Here is a 22726-nt window from a genome sequence, read left to right on the forward strand (position 1 = left end):
GTGTTGCTCCAGCACTCCGCCCCCGATCCCGAACCCTGAGGAGCCCGCATGGCTTTGTGGAAGCTGCACGGAAACGGCCGCACCGTCGAGCCCGGCGCCGTCGTCACCCCCGAGGAACGTCTGTCCTGGCCCGCGACCATCGCCATCGGCGCGCAGCACGTCGTCGCGATGTTCGGCGCCACGTTCCTCGTGCCGACGCTCACCGGCTTCCCGGTGTCGACGACCCTGCTCTTCAGCGGCATCGGCACGCTGCTCTTCCTCCTCATCACGAAGAACCAGCTGCCCAGCTACCTCGGCTCCTCGTTCGCCTTCATCGCCCCCATCACCGCGGCCGTCGCGGCGGGCGGCACCGGCTCGGCCCTCGCGGGCGTGGTCGCGGTGGGCGTGCTCCTCGCGGTCGTCGGCCTCGTCGTGCAGTTCGTCGGCCTGCGCTGGGTCGACGCCCTGATGCCCCCGGTCGTCGCCGGCGCCATCGTCGCGCTCATCGGCTTCAACCTCGCCCCCACCGCCTGGAGCAACTTCGCGCTCGACCCGGTGACCGCCACGATCACCCTCGTCGCGATCATCCTCTTCGCCGTGCTCTTCCGGGGCTTCCTCGGACGGATCTCGATCTTCCTCGGCGTCGCCGTCGGCTTCATCTGGGCCGCGTTCAACGGCTCGTTCGAGGTGCCCAACCCGCTCCGCGGCGACAAGACCCCCGCCGAGCTCATCGCGGACGCCCCCTGGATCGGCCTCCCGCACTTCCAGTTCCCGGACTTCGTCGAGCCGGGCACCTGGTCGACCATCGCGATGTTCCTGCCCGTCGTGCTCGTGCTCATCGCGGAGAACGTCGGCCACGTGCGCGGTGTCGCGACCATGACCGAGGACCCCGCCATCAACCGCCACACCGGCCGCGCGCTCATCGCCGACGGCGTCGCCACGACCATCGCGGGTGGCTTCGGCGGCTCGGGCACCACGACCTACGGCGAGAACATCGGCGTCATGGCCGCGACCCGCGTGTACTCCACCGCCGTGTACTGGGTGGCGGGTCTGTTCGCGATCCTCCTCGCCTTCTCCCCGAAGGTCGGCGAGGTGTTCAACTCGATCCCCGCGGGCGTGCTCGGCGGGGCGACGACCGCGCTCTACGGCCTCATCGGCATCATCGGCATCAAGATCTGGGTGGACAGCCGCGTCGACTTCTCCCGGCCGGTCAACCAGTACACCGCCGCGGTGTCCCTCGTGATCGGCATCGCCGGGTTCACGATGCAGCTCGGTGACTTCGCCTTCGGCGGGATCGTGCTGGGTACGGTCGCGGCGCTGCTCATCTACCACCTGGGCAACCTCATCGCCCGGGCACGCAAGACCGGTGCCGACGACCCGAAGCCCCTCGAGCCCGTCGGCCCCCTCGGCGGCGACCCCGCGTAACGTCCCGCCCCGGGGTGCGTGCGGGACGGGTTTCGCCCCTCCCGCACCCCTCGAAAGCCCGTTTTCGCACTCGCACCGGTTTGCGGGGTGGAGCCCGGACGGAAAACGCCCCTTCCTCTCGCGAGGAGGGGGCGTTTTCGCACTCCCGACGGGCCATGCCAGCGGGAGCGAAAGCGGGCGTCGGAGGGACGCGGGAGGGACGTATTCGCACTCCGCATGCCGGACGGGACGGGACGGGACGGGACGGGACGGGACGGGACGGGACCGGGGTCAGGCGATCGTGGCGAGGAGGCCGTCGGCGGAGAGGGTCGCGCCGGTGTCCGCGCGAGGGGTGAGGGTGCCGGCGCGGTGCGCGGTGACCGTCGTCTCCATCTTCATCGCGTCGAGCACGGCCACCGGGTCTCCCTCGGCCACCTCGGCCCCGTCGTCGACGAGCCACCGCACGAGCGTGCCCGGCGCGGGAGCCCGGAGCTCGGAGGGGTCCGCCGCAGACACGGGTGCAGCGGCCTCTCCCGCCGGACGGCCGATGCCGGCCAGCAGCTCCGCGGGCAGACCGAGCATCACGCGGCGGCCGTCGATCTCCACCGGGAAGCGCTGCAGCCCGGAGACCGGGGCGACCGCGGGGCGCGGCTGCGACTCCAGCGCCGGGAGCAGCACGGTCTCGATCCACTGGGTGTGCACGGCGAAGGTCGCGGTCGCGAACGCGGGGTCGTCGATGGCGCGGAGGTCGAACGGGATCACGGTCGCCGGACCCTCGACGGCGAGCTCCCGCAGCGCTCGACGCGCCCGCACGAGCGCCGCGTCCCGGGTCTCCGCGTGCACGATGAGCTTCGCGATCATCGAGTCGAACGCGGGCTGCACGGTGTCGCCGGCCTCGATGCCGCTGTCCCACCGCACGCCGGGTCCGCCGGGGATGCGCAGGGCATCCACCCGTCCGGGGCTGGGCAGGAATCCGCGGCCGGGGTCTTCGGCGTTGATGCGGAACTCGAACGCATGCCCGGTCGGAGCCGGGGTGTCGGTGAAGGACGGCCCCTCGCCGAACGCGATCCGGAACTGCTCGCGGACGAGGTCGGTCCCGGTGACCTCCTCGGTCACGGGGTGCTCGACCTGCAGCCGGGTGTTCACCTCGAGGAACGAGATCGTGCCGTCCGCGGCGAGGAGGAACTCGACCGTGCCGGCGCCGCGGTACTGCACCTCGGCGCAGATCGCCCGCGCCGCGTCATGGAACGCCGCCCGCTGCGCCTCCGTCAGGCCGGGCGCGGGAGCCTCTTCGATGAGCTTCTGGTTGCGCCGCTGCATGGAGCAGTCGCGGTCGCCCACGACGACGACGCCGCCGCGCCCGTCGCCGAGCACCTGCACCTCGATGTGTCGCGGGCTCTCCAGGAAGCGCTCCACGAAGCACTCCCCGCGGCCGAATGCCGCGGTCGCCTCACGGGTGGCCGCGTCGAACGCGTCGGCGACCTCGGACAGCTCGCGGACGACCTTGAGCCCTCGGCCGCCGCCACCGAACGCGGCCTTGATCGCGATCGGGAGGCCGTGCTCCTCGGCGAACGCCACCGCCTCCTGCGGTCCGGACAACGGCTGATCCGTGCCGGCGGCGAGCGGGGCCCCCACACGCTGGGCGATCCGACGCGCGGTCATCTTGTCACCGAGTGCGTCGATGCTCTCCGGCGAGGGTCCGATCCAGACGAGTCCGGCGTCCTCGACGGCTCGCGCGAACGCGGCGCTCTCGGAGAGGAAGCCGTAGCCGGGGTGCACGGCATCGGCACCGCTGCGGCGGGCCGCGTCGATCAGCGCCTCGACCGACAGGTACGTCGTCGCCGCGGTGTCGCCGCCCAGGCCGATCGCCTCGTCCGCGAGCCGCACGTGCAGGGCGTCGGCGTCCTGGTCGGCGTAGACGGCGACCGACGTGTAGCCGGCCTCGGCGCACGCGCGGATCACGCGGACCGCGATCTCGCCGCGGTTGGCGATCAGCACAGTGGTCATGAGGTCTCCTTGACGGTGAAGCGCACCCGCACACCCGGCGGGAGCTGGGCGGCGAGGTCGAGGCTGCGATCGGTGAGGGCACCGATGATGGGGTAGCCGCCGGTGAGCGGATGATCGGGGAGGAAGAGCACGGGCTGCCCGTCCGGCGGCACCTGGATGGCCCCGGTCACGGCGCCTTCGCTCGGCAGCTCGCCGCCGACCGCCCGTTCCAGGGGCACGTCGCCCTGCAGTCGGATGCCCACGCGGTCCGAGCGCGGCGTGACCGTCCACGCCTGCCCGGTGAGCGCGTCGACGCCGGCGGCGGTGAACCAGTCGTCGCGCGGCCCGAGCGTGATCTCGAGCGCGACCAGCTCCCCGGCCGCGGGAAGCGCGCGCGGCACCGGATCCGGCTCGACGGCGGCCACGGCGGCATCTCCGATCGGGAGGAGGTCGCCGACGGACAGCGGCGCGGGGCCCAGCCCGGCGAGCGTGTCGGTCGCGCGACTGTCGAGCGCCGCGGCCGGAGCGAGCCCTCCGCGGACCGCGATCACGGACCGGAGTCCGCGGTCGGGGTGGCCCAGCGTGAGCTCATCGCCGTCGACGGTCGCGAAGGGCACCCCGGGGAGGAGCGTGCGCTCGGTGCCATCGGCGTCGGTGAGCGTGAGCGGGCCCGTGGCGCCGGTGACCGCGGCCACTCCCGCACCGTGGAAGCGCAGCACGGCTCCGCCGACGCTCTCCAGCACGGCCGCGGCGGGGGTGTTGCCCACCGCCCGGTTCGCCGCGTGCATCGCGACACGATCGGCGACGCCGGAGGCCGAGACGCTCAGGGCCGCGAAGCCGGGGCGACCCGCGTCCTGCACGAGGAGCTGCAGCGAGGATCGCACGACCTCGACCGCCGGACCGCCCGCGCGGCGGTCGACACGCGTCGCGTCGGCCACCCTCATAGGCGACGCCGCCACGGTCTCCCGCTCCGCACGCACGAAGCGCACGCGTCGACCCGGCGCGAGCAGGGCCGGCGGGTCGCGGTCGATGTCCCACATCTCCAGGGCGGTCCGGCCGATGAGCTGCCAGCCGCCCGGGCTCTCCCGCGGATACACGCCACTGAACGCCCCGGCGAGCGCGACGGAGCCGGCGGGCACCCGGGTGCGCGGCGACGACCGCCGCGGCACGTCGAAGAGGGGGTCGCCGCTCACGGCGTAGCCGAAGCCGGGAGCGAAACCCGAGAAGGCCACGCGCCAGTCCGCGGCGAGGTGACGAGCCACCAGCTCCTCCGCCGAGACGTCGAAGAGCGCGGCGGCCTCGTCGAGATCCTCCCCGTCGTAGCGGACCGGGATGCTGACCTCCCCCGCATCGGGCAGGGCCGCCGCGTCGACCTCGGTCGCGGCGAGCGCCTCCGCGAGCGCGGCGGCCGAGGTGCGGTGCGGATCGAACCGCACGAGCACGGTGCGGGCGCCGGGGATGCGCTCGAGCACACCGGGCATGTCGCTCCACGCCAGATTCAGCCGCATGGCCTGCTCGAGGTCGTCCGCCTCGACGAGCAGCGCGCTGTCGGAGGCCGTGAGGATGCGCATCAGACCCGGTACTCCGCATCCGGAACATCGGTGACGAACATGTACCCCGGGGCGTGGGTGACGGCGAACGGCGGCTTCGACGCCATGATCGCCGCCTGCGGGGTCACACCGCACGCCCAGAACACGGGGATCTCGCCGGGGCGGATCTCGGGGGCGTCGCCGAAGTCGGGCGCCATCACATCGGCGATGCCGAGCGACGCCGGATCGCCGATGTGCACCGGCGCGCCGTGCACAGCCGGGGTGCGCCCGGAGATCTGCACGGCGTCGGCCACGCGGTCCGCGGGGATCGGACGCATCGAGACCACCATCTCGCCGCGGAGGCGCCCGGCCGGCGTGCAGTCCACCGCCGTGCGGTACATCGGCACGTTGCGTCCGAGTTCCTGATGACGCATCGGGATCCCGGCCTCGACGAGACCCGTCTCGAACGTGAAGCTGCAGCCGATGAGGAACGCGACGAGGTCGGGATGCTCGGCCCACGCCGCCGTCGCGTCGGAGACCTCCTCGGCCAGCTCGCCGTCCCGCCAGATGCGGTAGCGCCCGATGTCGGTCCTGATGTCGCTGCCCGGAGCGAGCCGCGACTCCACCTCGCCCTGCTCGATCACCTCGAGGACGGGGCAGGGCTTCGGGTTGCGCTGCGCATAGAGGAGGGTCTCGAAGGCCCAGTGCGCGGGCACGGCGATGAGGTTCGCCTGGGTCAGCCCCGGGGCGACGCCGCTGGTAGGCGCGGCGTGACCGGCGCGGTGCGCCGCACGGGCGGCCCGGGCGTCGGCGAGCTGGGCGGGAGTCGCGAGCACCGCCATGTCAGACTCCGGCGAACGGGGCGATGGTGATGCCCTCCGCCTGCAGCAGCCGCTTCGTCTCCGCGGCCATCGCGACGGATCCCGGGCTGTCGCCGTGCACGCAGATCGACTGCGCGGACACGGCGACGTCGGTGCCGTCGATCGCCCGGATCACACCCTCCGCGGCCAGGCGCACCATCCGCTCCGCCACCGCGGTGGGGTCGTGCAGCACGGCCCCCTCCTCGGTGCGCGAGACGAGCTGACCGTCCGGCTGATAGGCGCGATCGGCGAAGGCCTCCGCCGCGACTGCGAGCCCCGCCCGTTCGGCGACGTCGAGCACGACGCCGCCGGCGAGACCGAGCAGCACGAGCGAGGGGTCGATCGCCGTGATGGCCGCCACCACGTCCTTCGACTGCCGCTCGTCGCGGGCGATGGTGTTGTAGAGCGCTCCGTGCGGCTTGACGTAGGCGACCCGCCCGCCGACCGCCGCGGTGAGCCCGAGGAGGGCACCGAGCTGGTACTCGACATGTGCCTGCAGCGTGGCCGAGTCGATGTCGACCTTCGTGCGCCCGAAGTTCTCGTAGTCGCGGTACCCGGGGTGCGCACCGATCACGACGCCGCCGGCGACCGCCGCCGCGAGGGTCTCGCGGATGCCCTCCGGGCTCCCGGCGTGGAATCCGCACGACACGTTCGCGCTCGTGACGATCTCGAGCATGCTCGCGTCGTCGCTGACGATCCGGTCGGAGACGTTCTCGCCGAGGTCCGAGTTCAGGTCGATGGTCGCCATGTCATGCTCCGATTCCGAGGAAGGCGAAGATGGGGCCGATCGAGACGGCGCCCATGTACCAGGTGAGCGCGGTCACGACGGTGCCCGCGATGAGCAGCCACATCGGGTACTTCCGGTCGCCGAGGAGGTCGCGGCGGAACCAGCCGATGTACATGAACACCGTCAGGCCGATGGGCAGGATCAGGCCGTTGAAGCCGCCGACGAACACGAGGATCGCGGCCGGGGCCGTGCCGATCGCGAGGTAGACGCCGAGGGAGACGACGATGAACGCGACCGTGGCGAGCTGCAGCGGCCAGCCGCCGCGGAGCTTGGCGGTGAACGTCGAGAGGAAGGTCGCCGAGGTGTAGGCGGCACCGATGACCGAGCTGATCGCGGCGGCCCAGAAGATCGCGCCGAAGATCCGCAGACCCGCGTCGCCGAGCACCGCGCCGAACGCCTGGCCGGCCGGGTTGGCGGCCTGCGAGGAGAGGTCGAGCGCCACGCCGGAGGCGACCACGCCGAGGATCGCGAGGAACAGCACGTAGCGCATGATGCCGGTCACGATGATGCCGTTGGCGGCGGCCCGCATGACGGGCTTCGCGTACTGCGGGCCCACGTGGCCGGAGTCGAGGTAGCGGTGGGCGCCGGAGTAGGTGATGTAGCCGCCGACCGTGCCGCCGACGATCGTGGTGATGGTGGCGAAGTTGAGCTGGTCGGGCACGAAGGTCTGGCGCAGGGCGTCGCCGACCGGCGGCTGGGCGATGAACGCGACGACGAGCGTCATCACGATCATCGCGATGCCCAGGACGATGAGCACGATGTCCATCACCTTCCCGGCCTTCTTCACGAGGAAGATGATGATGGCGAGGGCCGCGGTGAGCGCGCCGCCGATCTTCGGGTCGATCCCGAGCAGCGCGTTGAGGCCGAGGCCGCCACCGGCGATGTTGCCGATGTTGAACGCGAGCCCGCCGATGACGACGAGCACGGCGATCACATGGCCGGAGAAGGGGATGGCGCTGTTGGCGAGCTCGCCGGCGCGCTTGCCGGACGAGGTGATCATGCGCCAGATGTTCAGCTGCACCGCGATGTCGACGAGGATCGACACGAGGATGGCGAACGCGAAGGCGGCTCCCATCTGGGCGGTGAACGTCGCGGTCTGGGTGATGAACCCCGGACCGATGGCGCTCGTGGCCATGAGGAAGATGGCGCCGATGACGGCACTGCGGCCGGCGCGCTTCTTCGCGTGGGCGGCGCGGGCTTCGTCCTCGGGGGTGAGGGCGGGAGCGGACTGCTCGGACATAGGGGGGTCCCATCGTCGTTGGTGGGTGTCGGGTGACCCCCAGTGTAGAACGGACAGAACCAGATTGTTCAACAATCATGTTTCCGTCGTGCTACAGCGCGGTTGCTTTCGTGTGATCATCGCTCGGAGACGGCCCCTACGATGAAGGCATGAACCAGCAGGGCCCGCTCGCCGACGTGCTCCGTCAGCGCATCATCGACGGCGACGTCGCCCCGGGCTCCCGGCTGTCCGAGTCGGCGCTGTCGGAGAGCTTCGACGTGTCCCGCAACACCCTGCGCGAGGCGTTCCGGGTGCTCGCGGAACAGGGACTCGTCGAGCACATCCCGCACCGCGGCGTCTCCGTGGCCTCACCCTCGATCGCCGACGTCATCGACATCTACCGGGCTCGCCGGGTCATCGAGTGCACGGCTCTCCGGCAGTCCGAACCGGAGCATCCCGCCGTCCAGCGCATGACCGATGCGGTCGCCGCGGCCGAGGCCGCCGTGGCCGGGGTCTCCCCCGACGACACGTCCGCCTGGCGCGCGGTCGGCAGTGCCAACATGGCGTTCCACGTCGCGCTGGTCGACCTCGCCGACAGCCCGCGCCTCGCCCGCACCTACCGGAACGTCGCGGCGGAGCTGCGCCTCGCGTTCCTCAAGATCGATGACCCCCGCGCCCTGCACGAGCCGTTCGTCCGGAAGAACCGCGCCGTGCTCGACACCTTCCTGACCCGCGGTGCCGAGGCCGGAGCGGCGGAGCTGGAGCGGTACCTCGTGCAGTCGGAGCGGGTCGTGCTCGGCGCCTTCGCGCGGATGCAGCTCGACTGAGCGGGGTCCGCTGCTCAGGTGGTGTCGGTCCGGAGCGCCGCGGTCGCGCGGGGGCGGGGCTCCTCCCCCCGGTATGACGCCGGCACGCCCGGCAGCGCGGCGGTCGGCTCCGGCAGCCCGTACCGGCGGTGCAGCCAGCGCCGCGCGTCCTCGAGCGGATACGTGTCGCCGAAGACGCAGTACTTCACGAACACCCCCTCCAGGGTGCTGCGGAGCATGACCTCCTCCAGGGCCGGGTCCTCGGCACCTCGGGCGCGGAAGACGGCGCGCACGGCGTCCTCCGCGGCCATCGCACCTTCGGCATAGCGCTGCTCCGATTCCGCGAACAGGCGATGCGTCAGCGGCTGCTGCTGCATGGCGAGCACCGCGCGCTGCAAGGGCATCGCGAAGGCCGTCGCACCGATCGCCCCGTCGATGATGGCGGCGAGCATCTCGTCGGGCGTGCCCTCGACCTGCGCGAAGGCCAGGACCGTCTCGAACCAGCGGTCGATCACCGCGGCGACGAGCTGGTCCTTGCCGCCGAAGTGATAGTTCACCAGCCCCTGCGCAACTCCGGCGCGACGGGTGATCTCGGCGATGCCCGCCCCGGCGACGCCCCGTTCGCTGAAGACCTCGATCGCCGCCTGGAGGATGTTCTCCCTGGCGCGTTCGCGGGCCAGACGATTCTGCTCATCCGATCGCGCCATACGGCATCCACCTTTCGGGTCCGGCGGAATTCCCTCACGGGCCGTCTCGGGATAGATTAATCACTGAATGCTCGTTCAACCTATGGAGGGTGCGAGCACTCGCGGCGCGGGGGTTCGCCGCAGCAGCCACGGACGCGTCTCCAGCCGATGGAGGGGGAGGCGGAGATGCGTCCGTGGCCCTCCTCGACCTCCGGCATACGACGACGGACCGAGGACCAGGCCCGGTCGTCGACCACCGGTGCCGACGTCCGGCCGAGCGCCGACGGGACCTTCGGCGGTGACCCATCGGGCGGATTCCTGACCTGAGTACAGAAAGCGCACGACGGGCCGTGTCGCGCCTTGACCCCGTCGAAACGGCGCGGTTAGCGTGAGCGGGCTTCGGCCCCTCGGTGGCAGCGATGCTCACCGTCCGGACCGGAGACCGCTCGCCCACCGGACGCGCGGCACCGCTCAGATCGAAGAGGATCTTCCATGCGATTCACCAAGAAACTCGCGCTCGCCGCCACCGCGGCGGCCGCGCTCAGCCTCAGCGCGGTCATCCCCGCCACGGCCGCGTCGCCCGACGACTCCGCGCCCTCGTACCAGGAGTTCGCGTCGTCCACCTATCGGGACGTGGACGGCGCCTACGTCGTCAACGGCGACGAGGTGATCTCCGGAAAGAAGGAGCTGCGCGCCTTCTACGACCGGCTGATCGGCCCCGAGACCCGCAACGACGGCCTCATCGTCAACACGGTCAACAACATCGACGACAAGTGGTCGGCGTCGCAGGTGGCCAACCTCACCTACTGCGTGAGCACGAAGTTCGGCAGCCGTCACGCCGACGTCGTCCGGGCGATGGAGGGCGGCGCCGCGCTCTGGGAGTCCGCGTCCTCGAAGATCGACTTCCGGTACGTGAGCAGCGCGGACGCCAACTGCACCACGCGGAACAACGCCGTCGTGTTCTCCGTCGAGCCGGTGGCCACGACGCAGTACATCGCCCGTGCGTTCTTCCCCAGCACGCCGGCCCGGCAGCAGAACGTGCTCATCGACGACTCGATCTGGAGCGCCGGAGCGTGGACGCCGACGAACGTGCTCGGCCATGAGCTCGGCCACGTGCTCGGCTTCCGCCACGAGCACACCCGTCCGGAGGCCGGCACCTGCTTCGAGGACAACAACTGGCGTCCGCTCACCCCGTACGACTCGTCGTCGATCATGCACTACCCGCAGTGCAACGGCAGCTCGGACGACCTCTCGATGACCACCGCCGACCGCACCGGGGTCGTCTCCCTCTACGGGAACTGACCCTCTCGTCGGACTCGCTCCGGCACCACCGAGGCCCGGTCGCCCGCGATCGGGCCTCACCCGTGTCCGGGGTCGACGCGGCTCAGGCGGAACCGCGGACGACGAGCTCCGTCGGCAGGATCGTGGTGCGCGGCGGATCCTCCCCCGCGAGCCGGGAGAGCAGCACCTGCGTCATCGCCTCGCCCTGGGCGTACATGGGCTGGCGCATGGTCGTCAGCGGCGGATCGGTGGTCAGCGCCACCGACGAGTCGTCGAAGCCGACGAGCGCGATGTCCTCGGGCACCCGCACCCCGGCGCCCCGCAGCGCCGTCAGCGCCCCTCGGGCCATGAGGTCGCTGGCGACGAAGATCGCGTCCGGCCGCCCTTCCGCGAGCAGCCGGCGGGCGGCGTCGGCTCCGCTCGCCTCGCTGTAGTCGCCCTCCTCCTCCGCGAAGGGGGTGAGACCGGCGGCGGCGAGCGCGGCGCGGAACCCCTGCACGCGGTCGGTCGACGAGGGCATGGTGAGCGGGCCGGAGATCGTGGCGATGCGGGTGCGTCCGATGTCGACGAGGCGCTGCGTGGCTTCGCGCGCTCCCGCGACGTTGTCGACGTCGACCACGTAGTCCCCCTCGGCGCGGCGCACCGGGCGGCCGCCGTAGACGACGGGGACCGCGTCGGCGATCCGGTCGACGAAGGCGTCACTCGTGTGGTGCGACACGATGAGAGCACCGTCGACGCCACCGTTGCGCACGAAGCTGGTCATCTTGTCGCCGGGGTCGTCGCTCGCGATCAGCAGGTTCAGGAGGTAGTCGGAGCTGCGGAGGGCGCCGGTGATGCCGGCCACGATCGCTGCGAAGAACGGGTCGCCGAAGAAGCGCGACGTGTCCTCGGGGACGATGAGGGCGATCGCGTGCGTCTGCCGGGAGGCGAGGGAGCGCGCGGCCCGGTTCGGCACGTAGTTGAGCTCGTCGATCGCGGCGCGCACGGCGGCGAGCGCTTCCGGGCTGACCGCCGTCGACCCGTTGACGACCCGCGACACGGTCGACCGGGACACGCCTGCGGCCGTCGCGACCTCCTCGATGGTCGCCCGGGGCGACATCATCGCTTGCTCTCTTCCATCGCCCCATTCTCATCCACCCGGACCCTCGCCCGTGAAAATCCCCGCTTCGAATCGCCCGATTGGTCCCATCTCGGCCGCGGATGGAGCCAATCGGGCGATTCGAACGGATCAGAGGGAGCGCGCGGCGATGATCCGGGCGTACTCGCGGCCGGAATCCTTGACCGTCCGCTCCTGGGTGTCGTAGTCCACGCGGACGATCCCGAAGCGCTTGTCGTACCCCCACGCCCACTCGAAGTTGTCGAACAGGGACCAGTAGAAGTAGCCGCGCACGTCCACACCGCTGTCCCTGGCGTCCAGCACGGCGTCGAGGTGCGCGCGCAGGAACGCGGTGCGGTCGGCATCGGGCACCCGGGTCTCCCCGTCCGCCACCACGACCGTGTCGTCATAGGCCGCGCCGTTCTCCGTCACCGAGAACACGACTCCCGCGGGCTCGGCGTACTCGGTCCACAACCGCTGCAGCAGTCGCGTGAGTCCCTCCGGCTGGACCTCCCAGCCCTGGGCGGTGCGGGGCAGCCCGCGCTCGACCGCGTGGATGCCCTCGTGCGAGGGGTACGGGCTCCGGGTCACGTGCGCCGTCTCCGGGCCGCTGGAGACCGGGGCGTCGTCGGGCCCCGTGCCGGACACGAGGTCGCCGTGGTAGTAGTTCACGCCCTGCGTGTCGATGGGCTGCGCGATCGTATCGAGGTCGCCCTCGTGCACCGCCGCCTCGAACCGCGCGACCGCGTCGGGGTCCACCGCGCGGATGTCCTCCACGGTGTCGGCGGGATACGCGCCGCGGTAGATGGGGTCGAGGAACCAGCGGTTGAACTGGCCGTCCAGCCGCCGGGCGGCGTCCACGTCCGCGGGGTTCTGCGGGTCGGCGGGATCGGCGACCGTGTGGTTCAGCGTGATGCCGAGGTTGAGGGAGGCATCGCGACCGCGGAGCTCGCGCACCGTCGCACCGTGCGCGAGGAGCAGGTGGTGCGAGGCCAGCAGTCCCTCGGCGACGCTCGTGTGCCCCGGGGCGTGCTCGCCCCCGGTGTAGGAGAGGAAGGACGAGCACCACGGCTCGTTGAGGGTCGTCCACACGTTCACGCGGTCGCCGAGGGCGTCGTGCATGGTGCCCGCGTACTCCAGGAAGCGGTCGACGGCGTCACGGTTCGTCCAGCCGCCGACCTCCTGCAGGGCCTGCGGCATGTCCCAGTGGTACAGCGTGAGCCAGGGCAGGATGTCGGCCGCGAGGAGCTCGTCGACCAGACGGCTGTAGAAGTCGACCCCCGCCTGGTTGACCGCGCCGCCGTCCGGGCGCACCCGCGACCACGAGGTGGAGAAGCGGTACGTCTGCAGCCCGAGCTGCTTCATCAGCGCGACGTCCTGCGGGTACCGGTGGTAGTGGTCGCACGCCACATCCCCGTCGTCGCCGCCGACCACGGCCCCGGGCACCCGGCAGAAGGCGTCCCAGATGGAGGCCGTCCGTCCGTCCTCGAAGGCGGCACCCTCGATCTGGTAGGCCGCGGTCGCCGCGCCGAAGAGGAAGTCCGAGGGGAAGGCACGCGTCATAGGGGTCATCCTTTCACCGCGCCCGCCATGATGCCACTGACCAGCTGCCGCCCCGCGATCACGAAGAGCACGAGGAGCGGAAGGGTCGCGAGCACCGCGCCGGTGAGCACGATCGAGTAGTCGATGTAATAGCCGGACTGCAGCTGGCTGAGCGCCGTCTGCAGCGTCGGGTTCTGGGGGGAGAGAACGATCAGGGGCCAGAGGTAGTCGGTCCAGGCGGTCATGAACGTGAACAATCCGAGGATCGCCATGGCCGGCCGCGCCGCGGGCACCCCGACGGTGAGGAACGTGCGGAACTGGTTCGCGCCATCGACCCTGGCGGCCTCGATGAGCTCGTCCGGGATGACGTCCACGAGGTACTGCCGCATGAAGAAGACCCCGAACGCCGTGACGAGGGTCGGCACGATCACCGCCCCGATCGTCCCCGTCCAGCCGAGTTCGCGCATCAGCATGAACAGCGGGATGATGCCGAGCTGCGTAGGGATGGCCATGGTCGCGATCACGAACACCATGAGGCCGTCCCGCCCGCGGAAGCGCAGCTTCGCGAACGCATAGCCGGCGAGGGTCGAGAACGTGACGACGGAGATCGTGATGATCGTCGAGATGAGGAACGAGTTGCCGAGCGCGAGCCAGAACGGGATCGCATCGAACACCTTCGCCGCGTTCGCGAGGAAGTTGCCGCCGGGGATGAGGGGCAGGGTCTCACCGCGGGTCGCGTTGGTCCCGCTCGCCACGACGAACGACCACCACAGCGGGTAGGCGCCGCCGATGACGAAGGCCGCGAGGAGCCCGTAGGTGAGGAAGCCGGGGCGGCTGCCGAGGCCGGCGCTCCCGCTCGCGGCGCCGCGCCGGCGACGGATCCGCTCCGGCACGCTGAGGGCCTGGGTGGCGGTCATCGCGCCTCCTCCTTTCCGGTCGGGCGGATGCGGCGTCGGGCCGCGCGGTTCTTCGGGGCGTCTCCGGTGGCGATGCGCCGGGAGATCAGGAAGTTGATGAGGCCGATCGCGACGATGAGGAGGAACAGCAGGATCGCGACGGCCGAGGCCTCGCCGAGGTTCCGGCGGAAGAACGCCAGCTCCCAGAGGAACAGCACCGTGGTCTGGAACTGCCGATCGCTGCCGCCGATGCCGCCCGCGGTGGAGACGTCGAACAGACGCGGTTCGGCGAAGATCTGCAGGCCGCCGATGGTCGCCGTGATGATGACGAAGATCAGCGTCGGACGGATGGTGGGAATCGTGATGGCGAAGAACCGCCGCACAGCCCCGGCACCGTCCAGGGCGGCCGATTCGTAGAGGTCGCGCGGCACGGCCTGCATCGCGGCGAGGAGGATGAGGGCGTTGTAGCCGGTCCAGCGGAAGTTCACCATGACCGCGATCGCGATGTGCGACAGGAACGTGTCGTGCTTCCACTGCTGATCGGCGATGCCGACGAGGTTGAGGAGGTTGTTGGCCAGCCCGTCCGCCTCGTTGAAGATGCTCGAGAAGATGATCGCCACGGCGACCGGCGTCACCACGAAGGGGATGAGGACGCTCATCCGCCAGAACGTCGGCGTCCGCAGTCCGCGGTCCAGCAGGTACGCGATCACCAGGGCGACGGCGAGCTGCGGGATGGCGGAGAGCAGGAAGATGCTCAGCGTGTTCCGGATGGAGTTCCAGAACATGCCGTCGCCGAGGATCGCCGCGAAGTTGCCGAAGCCGACGAAAGGCCCCTCGCCCTTCAACAGATCCCACTCGTGCACCGCGACCCACACCGTGTACAGCAGCGGGAAGAGGCCGATGAGCCCGAAGAGGAGGAAGAACGGGGAGATGTAGAAGTACGGAGAGGCGCGGTGGTCGAAACGGGAGACGCGGGTGCGCCAGGAGCGTCGCGGCGGAGCGTCCGCCGCCACGGGGGCGGCGGCCTGCGGCTCCGCCGGCGGGGCGGTGAGGGTCATGGGCGTGTCCTTTGCCGGGCTTCGACAGGCTCAGCCACCCACTCGGGTCGCTGGGCGTCCACTCGGGGTCGCTGAGCCTGTCGAAGCGAGATGATCAGCCGACGAGGTCGTTCAGCAGGCCGATCGCCTGGTCCCAGGCGCCCTGCGTGTCGGTCTCACCGCGGTCGAGTGCGCTCAGCGCCGGGCCGAAGACGTTCTCCTGGATCACCGAGTCGTCGGCGCCCTTGAACTGCGCGACGACGCCCTTGGCACGCTCGGCGAGGATGGCGCCGGTCGGCGCGTCGTTGAAGAACGCGTTGGGCGTGGCTTCGTCGGCGAGGGACTCCTGCGCCTTGATGGTCGAGGGGAAGTTGCCCGCGGCGGCGGACTGCTTCACCTGCTGCTCGGGCTGCGTCAGCCAGTCGGCGAGTTCGGCCGCGGCCTCCTTGTGCTCCGAGGACTCCGGGATCGACAGGAACGCGCCGCCCCAGTTGGCCGCGCCGCCGGGGAACACGTCGGCGAAGTCCCAGCCGGTCGACGCGTCGCCGCCGCCGGCCTCGACCTGACCCTGCACGACGCCGAGCATCCAGCCGGGGCAGACGAAGGTGGCGAAGGTGCCGTCGACGAACGACTTGCCGCCGTTCCAGTCCCACGCGGTCTGCGCTGCGGACTGACCGCCCTCGGTCGCGGCACCGAGGAGCTCGAAGCGCTCCTGGAGCTCGTCGTTGCCCTCGACGTTCAGCTCACCGTCGGCGGTGTAGTAGCCCTCGTCGAGCTGGTTGACCATGGCGTTCCAGACGAAGCCGGAGTGGTCGTACCAGGCCTTGCCGGTCTTCTCGGTGTAGTCGGCACCGACCTGGAAGTAGTTCTCCCAGTCGCCGTTGAGCAGTTCGGCGACGGACTCGCGGTCGCTGGGCAGGCCGGCGGCCTCGAAGGCGGCGCCGTTGTAGCAGATGCCGCTCGGGCCGATGTCGGTGCCGTAGCCGATGACGCGGCCCTCGGCGTCGGTGGCCTGACCGTACTTCCAGTCGACCCAGTCGTCCTTGCGGTCCTCGATGCCGTAGTCGCGCAGGTCGACGAAGGTGTCGGAGACGTCCATGATGGCGCCGAGCCAGCCCTCCTCGATCGCGACGATGTCGCTGAGGCCGGAGCCGGCGGCGATCTTGGTGAAGGCGTCGGTGCGGGCGTTGCCGCCGGTGTCGATGTTGGTGGCCTCGATCGTCACGTTCGGGTGCGCCTTCTCGTACTCCTCGTAGAGGTCGTCGTAGCCGAAGGTGCCGAAGGTGGTGACGGTCAGTGTGACCTTCTCGTCGGCGCTGCCGCCGCTGTCGCCGTCGCCGCCGGTGCTGCCGGAGCAGCCGGCCAGGGCGAGAGCGGAGACGGATGCCACGGCGGCTGTCGCCAGGATCCGGGTGCGGGCACGTGAGTTCACGGTTCACTCCTTTGTGGGTTCGTGCGGGTGGTGGTGCGTGGGTGAGTCGTGGGAGCGCTCCCACGAACTTCCGTGAACTCTATGGGAGCGCTCCCACGATGTCAAGGGTGCCGGGTGCAGGCCGGTCCCCGTTCACAACTCAGGAGAATCGGGATCCGATGCCGCCGTTCGACCGCCGCCGGCCCGGAGCCCGCGAATTCTCCGGAGTTGTGAACGCGGCGTACCCTTGTCCGGTGCCCGAAGCCACCCTCTCCCCCGCCCTCACCCGCGCCGAATCCCTGATCCGCAGCATCCCGGACTACCCGGAGCCCGGCATCATCTTCCGCGACATCACGCCGCTCCTCGCCGACGCCGAGGCCCTCCGCGTGACGAGCGAGGCGATCATCGAGCCCTTCGCGGGGCAGTTCGACGTGGTGGCCGGCATCGAGGCTCGCGGCTTCATCCTCGCCGGGGCGGCCGCCATCGCCGCAGGCGTCGGACTGATCCCGATCCGCAAGGCCGGCAAACTCCCCCGGCCCGCGGCATCCGTCGACTACGCCCTCGAATACGGCACCGCGACCATCGAGATGCACGACGATCTGCCCGCGGGCTCCCGCGTGCTCCTCATCGACGACGTGCTCGCGACCGGGGGCACCCTGGCCGCCGGTCGCGAGCTCGTCGAGCGCCTCGGCAGCCACGTCGCCGGCATCTCGGTGCTCTTCGAGATCGACGGCCTCGGCGGCCGCGAGGCGATCGGCGACCTCCACACCGTCTTCCACTCCTGACCCCCCCTCTGACGCCGAGACCCCGGTTTCCCGCCGACACCCCGATGTAGCGGCGGGCGCAGGGCGGGGTCTGGACGGGAGCCCGGGGTCTCGGCGGAGCATCGGCGAGCCGGTAGACTGAAACCGCCCGTCCGCCCGCGACTCTTGGAGCCGTCATGCCCACCATCGTCGTCGACGTCATGCCCAAGCCCGAACTGCTCGACCCGCAGGGCAAGGCCGTCTCCGGCGCCTTCGCCCGCCTCGGCGTCGAGGGCTTCACCGACGTCCGCATCGGCAAGCGCTTCGAGCTCACGGTCGAGGGCGAGGTCACCGACGAGGTCCTCGCCGAGGCTCGTCGCCTCGCCGACGAGGTCCTGTCGAACTCCGTGATCGAAGACGTCGTGGGCGTCGAGGTGGCGGAGTGACCGTCCGCATCGGCGTCGTCACCTTCCCCGGCTCGCTGGACGACGTCGACGCGCAGCGCGCCGTCCGCATCGCGGGAGCCGAGCCGGTCGCCCTGTGGCACGGCTCGCACGACCTCGAGGGCGTCGACGCCCTCGTCCTCCCCGGCGGTTTCAGCTACGGCGACTACCTGCGCGCCGGCGCCATCGCCGCGCTCTCGCCCATCATGAGCGAGGTCAAGGACGCTGCCGCGAAGGGCATGCCCGTCCTCGGCATCTGCAACGGCTTCCAGATGCTCGTCGAGGCGCACCTGCTCCCCGGCGGCCTGATCCGCAACGGGCACCAGCACTTCGTCCGCCGCGACCAGAAGCTCACGGTCGAGAACGCCGACACCGCGTGGACCAACGCCTTCCGCACCGGCCAGGAGATCATCATCCCGCTGAAGAACGCGGACGGCGGCTACATCGCCGACGAGCAGACGCTCGATCGCATCGAGGGCGAGGGTCTCGTGGCGTTCCGCTATGCCGGCGTGAACCCGAACGGCTCCCTGCGCGACATCGCGGGGCTGACGAACGAGGCCGGCAACGTCGTGGGACTGATGCCGCACCCCGAGCACGCCACGGAGCCCGGTTTCGGTCCGGACACCGCCGTCGCGATGCGCAGCGGGGTGGACGGTCTCGACTTCTTCACGAGCGCGATCGCCGCCGTCGCCCGCGTCGCCGCCTGACCCCTCCGTCGACCCACCCCTCTGCGAGCGTCCCACCCCTTTGCGGGCGCACTGACGAGGCCGGGTCGACCACAAGGGGCCGGGTCGACGGACGAGGTCAGGGGAGACGGAAGGGGTTGTCGCCCACGGCCGCGAGCAGGTACCAGGCCGTCGTGCCGGTGTGCAGGCTCGCGTAGTAGAGGTCGCCGAAGCCGGAGTCGAGTCCGTCGGTCGAAGTCGCCACGATGCCCTTGCCGTCGCCGTTCGCCGCGTCGCGCTGCACCAGTCGGATGTCGGCCAGCAGCTCCTCCGCGCGCGCCTGGTCACCAGGGGCCCCGCGTTCCTGCAGCGCGAGGGCGAGGTGTCCGCTCCCCTCGAACCAGACCTTGGACACGTCCACGTCACTGATCGACGGGCCTCGGTAGGGACCGTCCTGGGCCACGAGGTGCGCGAGCGTCCAGTCGACGGCCGCTCCGTACCGGGCGTCCCCGGTGCCGAGGAGGCTCCACGTCTGCGCGTCGAGCGGGATCGGGCGGGTGTTGATCGTGCTGCCGTCCAGCAGTGTCCCGGTGTCCACGTGCCCGTCGGCGCTCTGCATCGCCGCGACGAAGCCTGCGGCCACCGCCGCCCGCTCCGCCCACACCGCGTCGCCCGTGAGCTGGGCGAGCTGCGTGAAGAACCCGGCGATGTCGCTGTTGTGCTCGGTGGACTTCCACTCCAGCGGCACCCCGGCATCGGTCTGCCCACCGGTGTAGCCGTAGGGCGCGCGGGTCATGTCGGCGGTGTTGTCCTGGATCCACTCCGCGATGCGCACCGCGCCGTCGAGATACCGCGTCTCGCCGGTGGCGTGGAAGAGGCGGGCGAGCGCCATACCCACCCAGGCCTGGTTGCCGGTGAAGGTGCCGGGTCCGGTGATCTCCATCCGGCCCTGACGGATGCCGTGCGGCTCGTACGAGGTGCGGACGCGGCCGTCGGCGACCGGGTCGTTCTCCTGCACGAAGAGGAGGGTGTCCGCGACAGCTTGCGCGCGGCGCAGGTCGTCCGGCAGACCGCGGGCGGTGTAGGCGATGACGACAAGGGCGTCGTCGTAGACGAAGGAGGGCGTGAAGTCCCAGGACGGCGTGGTGAAGAATCCGCCCTCGTAGCTGCGCGGCAGGCACCGGCCCTCGCCGTCGCAGAACTCGTCGACCCGGGCGTCGAGGAACTCGTAGGCGAGCGCGACCGAAGCGGCGGGGTCGTTCACCGGGTCGGCCGGGGGCTGCACGCGCGTGCCGAACGCATCGGACACGGCGGGGGCGGCACCGACGAGCACGGCGCCGACGACGAGGGCGGCGACGACCGCCCAGGGCGCGGATCGGCGGGCGGAAGCGGACATCACGACCTCTCGACGGCAGGACCCCCCGGGGGACATGCCGCGAGCGACACGGGGGGATGTCGCCACCCTGTCATGACAGGAGGCTCGAGGGGAAGTGTCTTTCGGCCACATGCGCGTGTACCAAAGCGACCGGACGCGTGCAAGGCGTTTGCCGGACCCGGAGCGCGAGGCGCACGATGGTCCTCCCGTCCCCGACCTCCCGGAAAGGACACCCCATGTCCCGCGACCAGTACACCTTCACCAACCCGGTCGAGCTCTACGCCGACATCCAGCCGCAGAAGCAGCACATGCGCGAGCCCGGTCTCGACGCGGACCTCACCCCGAAGGCCGACCTCGGCGAGGAGTCGTACCGCGGCACCGGACGACTGACCGGACGCAAGGCGCTCATCACAGGCGGCGACTCCGGCATCGGCGCGGCCACCGCCATCGCGTTCGCTCGCGAGGGGGCCGACGTCGCGATCTCCTACCTCCCCGAAGAGGAGGAAGACGCCAGCCGCATCGCCGGGATCCTCCGCGAGGCGGGTGCCACCGTGGCCACCATCCCCGGCGACCTGCGCGACCCGGAGTACTGCCGGACCCTGGTGGCCGAGGCCGTCGCGGCGCTCGGCGGACTCGACATCCTCGTCAACAACGGCGGCAAGCAGGTCTTCCAGGAGTCCCTCACCGACGTCACGGACGAGCAGTTCGACGACACGTTCAAGACCAACGTGTACGCGATGTTCTGGATCACGAAGGCCGCCCTGCCGCACCTCCCCGCGGGGTCGACGATCATCAACACGACCTCCATCCAGGCCTACTCGCCGTCGGACATCCTCGTCGACTACGCGTCGACCAAGTCGACCATCAACGCGTTCACGAAGGGCCTCGCCCAGCAGCTCGCACCCAAGGGCATCCGCGTGAACGCCGTAGCGCCCGGACCGATCTGGACCCCGCTGCAGCCGAGTGACGGGCAGCCGCAGGAGAAGATCGACCAGTTCGGCCAGGACACTCCGCTCGGCCGGATGGGTCAGCCCGCGGAGCTCGCCCCCGCGTACGTCTTCCTCGCCTCCCCGGAGTCGAGCTACGTCCTCGGCGAGACCCTGAACGTCAACGGCGGCATGCCGACCCCCTGACTCTCATCCCCTGTCGACCCACCCCCTTCCGTTCCTCCCGGCCCCCTCCGGCCGTCCGCAAGGGGGTGGGTCGGACGGAAAGGGGTGGGTCGGCGGAGAGGGCGAAAGGGATCGCCGAACCGTTTCGATACCTGTGGTGGCGGGACTGTAAGCGTTTGCAGTAGCCTGATCGCATGGCACAGCTCGAACAGATCGCAGCCCCCGGTTCCGAGTGGTGGCGCAGCGCCGTCATCTACCAGATCTACCCCCGCTCCTTCGCGGACGCGTCGGGCGACGGCATCGGCGACCTCCCCGGCATCACGAGTCGCCTCGACTCGCTGCAGGAGCTCGGCGTCGACGCGATCTGGCTCAGCCCGTTCATGACGAGCCCGCAGCGCGACGCCGGCTACGACGTGGCCGACTACCGCGACGTCGACCCGCTGTTCGGCACGCTCGCCGACTTCGACCTCATGCTCGCCGAGGCCCACGCCCGCGACATCCGCGTGATCGTCGATCTCGTCCCGAACCACTCGTCCGACCAGCACCCCTGGTTCCAGGAGGCGCTCAAGGCCGCGCCGGGCAGCCCGGAGCGCGCACGCTACATCTTCCGCGACGGCCGCGGTGAGAACGGCGAACTGCCCCCGAACAACTGGGAGTCGGTGTTCGGCGGCGGCATGTGGCAGCGCGTCACCGAGGCCGACGGCACGCCGGGTCAGTGGTACCTGCACATCTTCGACGCCACGCAGCCCGACTTCGACTGGAACAACGAGGAGGTGCAGGAGGAGTTCCGCTCGATCCTGCGCTTCTGGCTCGACCGCGGTGTCGACGGCTTCCGGGTCGATGTGGCCCACGGCATGATCAAGACCGAGGGCCTCCCCGACTACACACCGCCCACCGACGCGGACTCCATGGGCGGCGGCGAGTCGAACGTGCCGTACTGGGGCCAGGACGGCGTGCACGAGATCTACCGCGACTGGCACAAGGTGCTCGCGGAGTACGACGGCGACCGCGCGCTCTGCGGCGAGGCCTGGATGCCGACGCTGAAGGAGACCGCGCTCTGGGTGCGTCCGGACGAGATGCACCAGACCTTCAACTTCCCGTACCTGATGACGGCGTGGGACGCGAAGGCGCTCGGCGACGTGATCCGTGAGTCGCTGGACGCCTTCGGCGCGGTCGGTGCACCGAGCACCTGGGTGCTGTCGAACCACGACGTCGTGCGGCACGCCACGCGCCTGGCGCTCACGATCGACAACCCGCAGGGCGAGGGCATCGGCCCGAACACCCCGGACAAGCCGGACACGGCCATCGGCCTCGCCCGCGCCCGCGCGGCCACCACGCTGATGCTCGCGCTCCCCGGCTCCGCCTACCTCTACCAGGGTGAAGAGCTCGGACTGCCCGAGGCCATGGAGATCCCGGACGAGTACCGTCAGGACCCGACCTGGTTCCGCACGAACGGCGAGCGCTACGGCCGCGATGGCTGCCGTGTGCCGCTGCCGTGGGAGGCGGAGGCCCCGGCGTTCGGCTTCAACGACACCGGACTCTCGTGGCTCCCGCAGCCCGCGGACTGGGCGGCCTACGCCCGGGACGTCGAGGAGGTCGACCCGGCGTCGACCCTGGCCCTGTACAAGCGCCTGCTCGCCGGTCGTCGCGAGTTCGGATTCGGCACCGGGTCGCTGGTGTGGCAGGACGCCGGCCCCGACGCCGTGGCCTTCCGTCGCGGTGAGGTCCACGTGCTGGCGAACCTCGGCACGGCTCCGCTCGACCTTCCGGAAGGCGCGGTCGTCCTGCTCCGCAGCCAGCCTTTCGACGGCGCCCAGGTCCCGGTCGACACCGCCGTCTGGTACACCACGGCCTGACACCGCGGCGCCC

Annotated in this window: 20 protein-coding genes; 8 read left to right on the plus strand and 12 right to left on the minus strand. The window is 70.9% G+C overall.

Annotation, left to right across the window (positions count from 1 at the left end):
* The first annotated feature begins 48 nt into the window (after positions 1–48).
* Positions 49–1404, plus strand: coding sequence for a uracil-xanthine permease family protein (locus ACIGJI_RS08245; RefSeq protein WP_062766125.1), 1356 nt, complete (start codon positions 49–51; stop codon positions 1402–1404).
* Between the two features lie 270 nt (positions 1405–1674).
* On the opposite strand, the gene ACIGJI_RS08250 is transcribed toward ACIGJI_RS08245, so the two are convergent.
* Genes ACIGJI_RS08250 through ACIGJI_RS08270 form a run of 5 tightly spaced genes read right to left on the minus strand, consistent with a single transcriptional unit; the run spans position 1675 to position 7785 of the window.
* Entirely contained in the window at positions 1675–3390 is a 1716-nt protein-coding gene (locus ACIGJI_RS08250; RefSeq protein ID WP_363444931.1) for a biotin carboxylase N-terminal domain-containing protein, read from the minus strand.
* On the minus strand, positions 3387–4940 hold the full coding sequence (locus tag ACIGJI_RS08255) for an urea amidolyase family protein (protein ID WP_366244195.1): 1554 nt from the start codon (positions 4938–4940) through the stop codon (positions 3387–3389). Before ACIGJI_RS08255 ends, ACIGJI_RS08250 begins: the two co-directional genes overlap by 4 nt.
* On the minus strand, positions 4940–5740 hold the full coding sequence (locus ACIGJI_RS08260; RefSeq protein ID WP_363444935.1) for a putative hydro-lyase: 801 nt from the start codon (positions 5738–5740) through the stop codon (positions 4940–4942). Before ACIGJI_RS08260 ends, ACIGJI_RS08255 begins: the two co-directional genes overlap by 1 nt.
* 1 nt (position 5741) lies before the next feature.
* Complete coding sequence (locus tag ACIGJI_RS08265) at positions 5742–6506, minus strand: 5-oxoprolinase subunit PxpA (RefSeq protein WP_363444937.1); 765 nt, start codon at positions 6504–6506, stop codon at positions 5742–5744.
* A gap of 1 nt (position 6507) precedes the next feature.
* Positions 6508–7785: an NRAMP family divalent metal transporter gene (locus ACIGJI_RS08270; protein ID WP_259952916.1), complete on the minus strand. Its 1278-nt coding sequence runs from the start codon at positions 7783–7785 to the stop codon at positions 6508–6510.
* A gap of 149 nt (positions 7786–7934) precedes the next feature.
* On the opposite strand from ACIGJI_RS08270, the gene ACIGJI_RS08275 reads away from it, so the two are divergent.
* On the plus strand, positions 7935–8591 hold the full coding sequence (locus ACIGJI_RS08275; RefSeq protein WP_259952920.1) for a GntR family transcriptional regulator: 657 nt from the start codon (positions 7935–7937) through the stop codon (positions 8589–8591).
* A gap of 14 nt (positions 8592–8605) precedes the next feature.
* Here the strand turns inward: ACIGJI_RS08275 and ACIGJI_RS08280 are convergent, their stop codons facing one another.
* Positions 8606–9277, minus strand: coding sequence for a TetR family transcriptional regulator (locus tag ACIGJI_RS08280; protein ID WP_363444939.1), 672 nt, complete (start codon positions 9275–9277; stop codon positions 8606–8608).
* A gap of 471 nt (positions 9278–9748) precedes the next feature.
* On the opposite strand from ACIGJI_RS08280, the gene ACIGJI_RS08285 reads away from it, so the two are divergent.
* On the plus strand, positions 9749–10558 hold the full coding sequence (locus ACIGJI_RS08285; protein WP_187663075.1) for a M57 family metalloprotease: 810 nt from the start codon (positions 9749–9751) through the stop codon (positions 10556–10558).
* 82 nt (positions 10559–10640) lie between these two features.
* Here the strand turns inward: ACIGJI_RS08285 and ACIGJI_RS08290 are convergent, their stop codons facing one another.
* The 5 genes from ACIGJI_RS08290 to ACIGJI_RS08310 form a co-directional block, all read right to left on the minus strand.
* Entirely contained in the window at positions 10641–11636 is a 996-nt protein-coding gene (locus tag ACIGJI_RS08290; RefSeq protein ID WP_187664081.1) for a LacI family DNA-binding transcriptional regulator, read from the minus strand.
* 129 nt (positions 11637–11765) lie between these two features.
* Positions 11766–13196 (minus strand): GH1 family beta-glucosidase, encoded by a 1431-nt coding sequence (locus tag ACIGJI_RS08295; protein ID WP_363444941.1) that lies wholly within the window; start codon positions 13194–13196, stop codon positions 11766–11768.
* 5 nt (positions 13197–13201) lie between these two features.
* Positions 13202–14092, minus strand: coding sequence for a carbohydrate ABC transporter permease (locus ACIGJI_RS08300; protein WP_259952927.1), 891 nt, complete (start codon positions 14090–14092; stop codon positions 13202–13204).
* Entirely contained in the window at positions 14089–15129 is a 1041-nt protein-coding gene (locus tag ACIGJI_RS08305) for a carbohydrate ABC transporter permease (RefSeq protein WP_187663072.1), read from the minus strand. Before ACIGJI_RS08305 ends, ACIGJI_RS08300 begins: the two co-directional genes overlap by 4 nt.
* Before the next feature lie 94 nt (positions 15130–15223).
* Complete coding sequence (locus ACIGJI_RS08310) at positions 15224–16540, minus strand: ABC transporter substrate-binding protein (RefSeq protein WP_363444943.1); 1317 nt, start codon at positions 16538–16540, stop codon at positions 15224–15226.
* A gap of 233 nt (positions 16541–16773) precedes the next feature.
* Here ACIGJI_RS08310 and ACIGJI_RS08315 point away from each other — a divergent pair, with 233 nt between their 5' ends.
* From ACIGJI_RS08315 to purQ, 3 genes are all read left to right on the plus strand, one after another.
* On the plus strand, positions 16774–17304 hold the full coding sequence (locus ACIGJI_RS08315; RefSeq protein WP_363444945.1) for an adenine phosphoribosyltransferase: 531 nt from the start codon (positions 16774–16776) through the stop codon (positions 17302–17304).
* Positions 17305–17459: 155 nt separating this feature from the next.
* Positions 17460–17708, plus strand: coding sequence for a phosphoribosylformylglycinamidine synthase subunit PurS (gene purS, locus ACIGJI_RS08320; protein ID WP_050304938.1), 249 nt, complete (start codon positions 17460–17462; stop codon positions 17706–17708).
* On the plus strand, positions 17705–18412 hold the full coding sequence (purQ, locus tag ACIGJI_RS08325; RefSeq protein ID WP_187663069.1) for a phosphoribosylformylglycinamidine synthase subunit PurQ: 708 nt from the start codon (positions 17705–17707) through the stop codon (positions 18410–18412). Before purS ends, purQ begins: the two co-directional genes overlap by 4 nt.
* Before the next feature lie 97 nt (positions 18413–18509).
* Here purQ and ACIGJI_RS08330 read toward each other — a convergent pair whose 3' ends face one another.
* A complete protein-coding gene (locus ACIGJI_RS08330; protein ID WP_259955275.1) occupies positions 18510–19766 on the minus strand; it encodes a hypothetical protein in 1257 nt (418 codons plus the stop codon).
* A 215-nt stretch (positions 19767–19981) separates the two neighbouring features.
* Here ACIGJI_RS08330 and ACIGJI_RS08335 point away from each other — a divergent pair, with 215 nt between their 5' ends.
* Together ACIGJI_RS08335 and ACIGJI_RS08340 are read left to right on the plus strand one after the other, a co-directional pair.
* On the plus strand, positions 19982–20878 hold the full coding sequence (locus ACIGJI_RS08335; RefSeq protein WP_101847638.1) for an SDR family oxidoreductase: 897 nt from the start codon (positions 19982–19984) through the stop codon (positions 20876–20878).
* A 173-nt stretch (positions 20879–21051) separates the two neighbouring features.
* Positions 21052–22713 (plus strand): glycoside hydrolase family 13 protein, encoded by a 1662-nt coding sequence (locus ACIGJI_RS08340; protein WP_363444947.1) that lies wholly within the window; start codon positions 21052–21054, stop codon positions 22711–22713.
* Positions 22714–22726 lie beyond the last annotated feature (13 nt).

The sequence above is a fragment of the Microbacterium sp. NPDC064978 genome, assembly GCF_044543605.1.
GTDB lineage: Bacteria > Actinomycetota > Actinomycetes > Actinomycetales > Microbacteriaceae > Microbacterium > Microbacterium meiriae.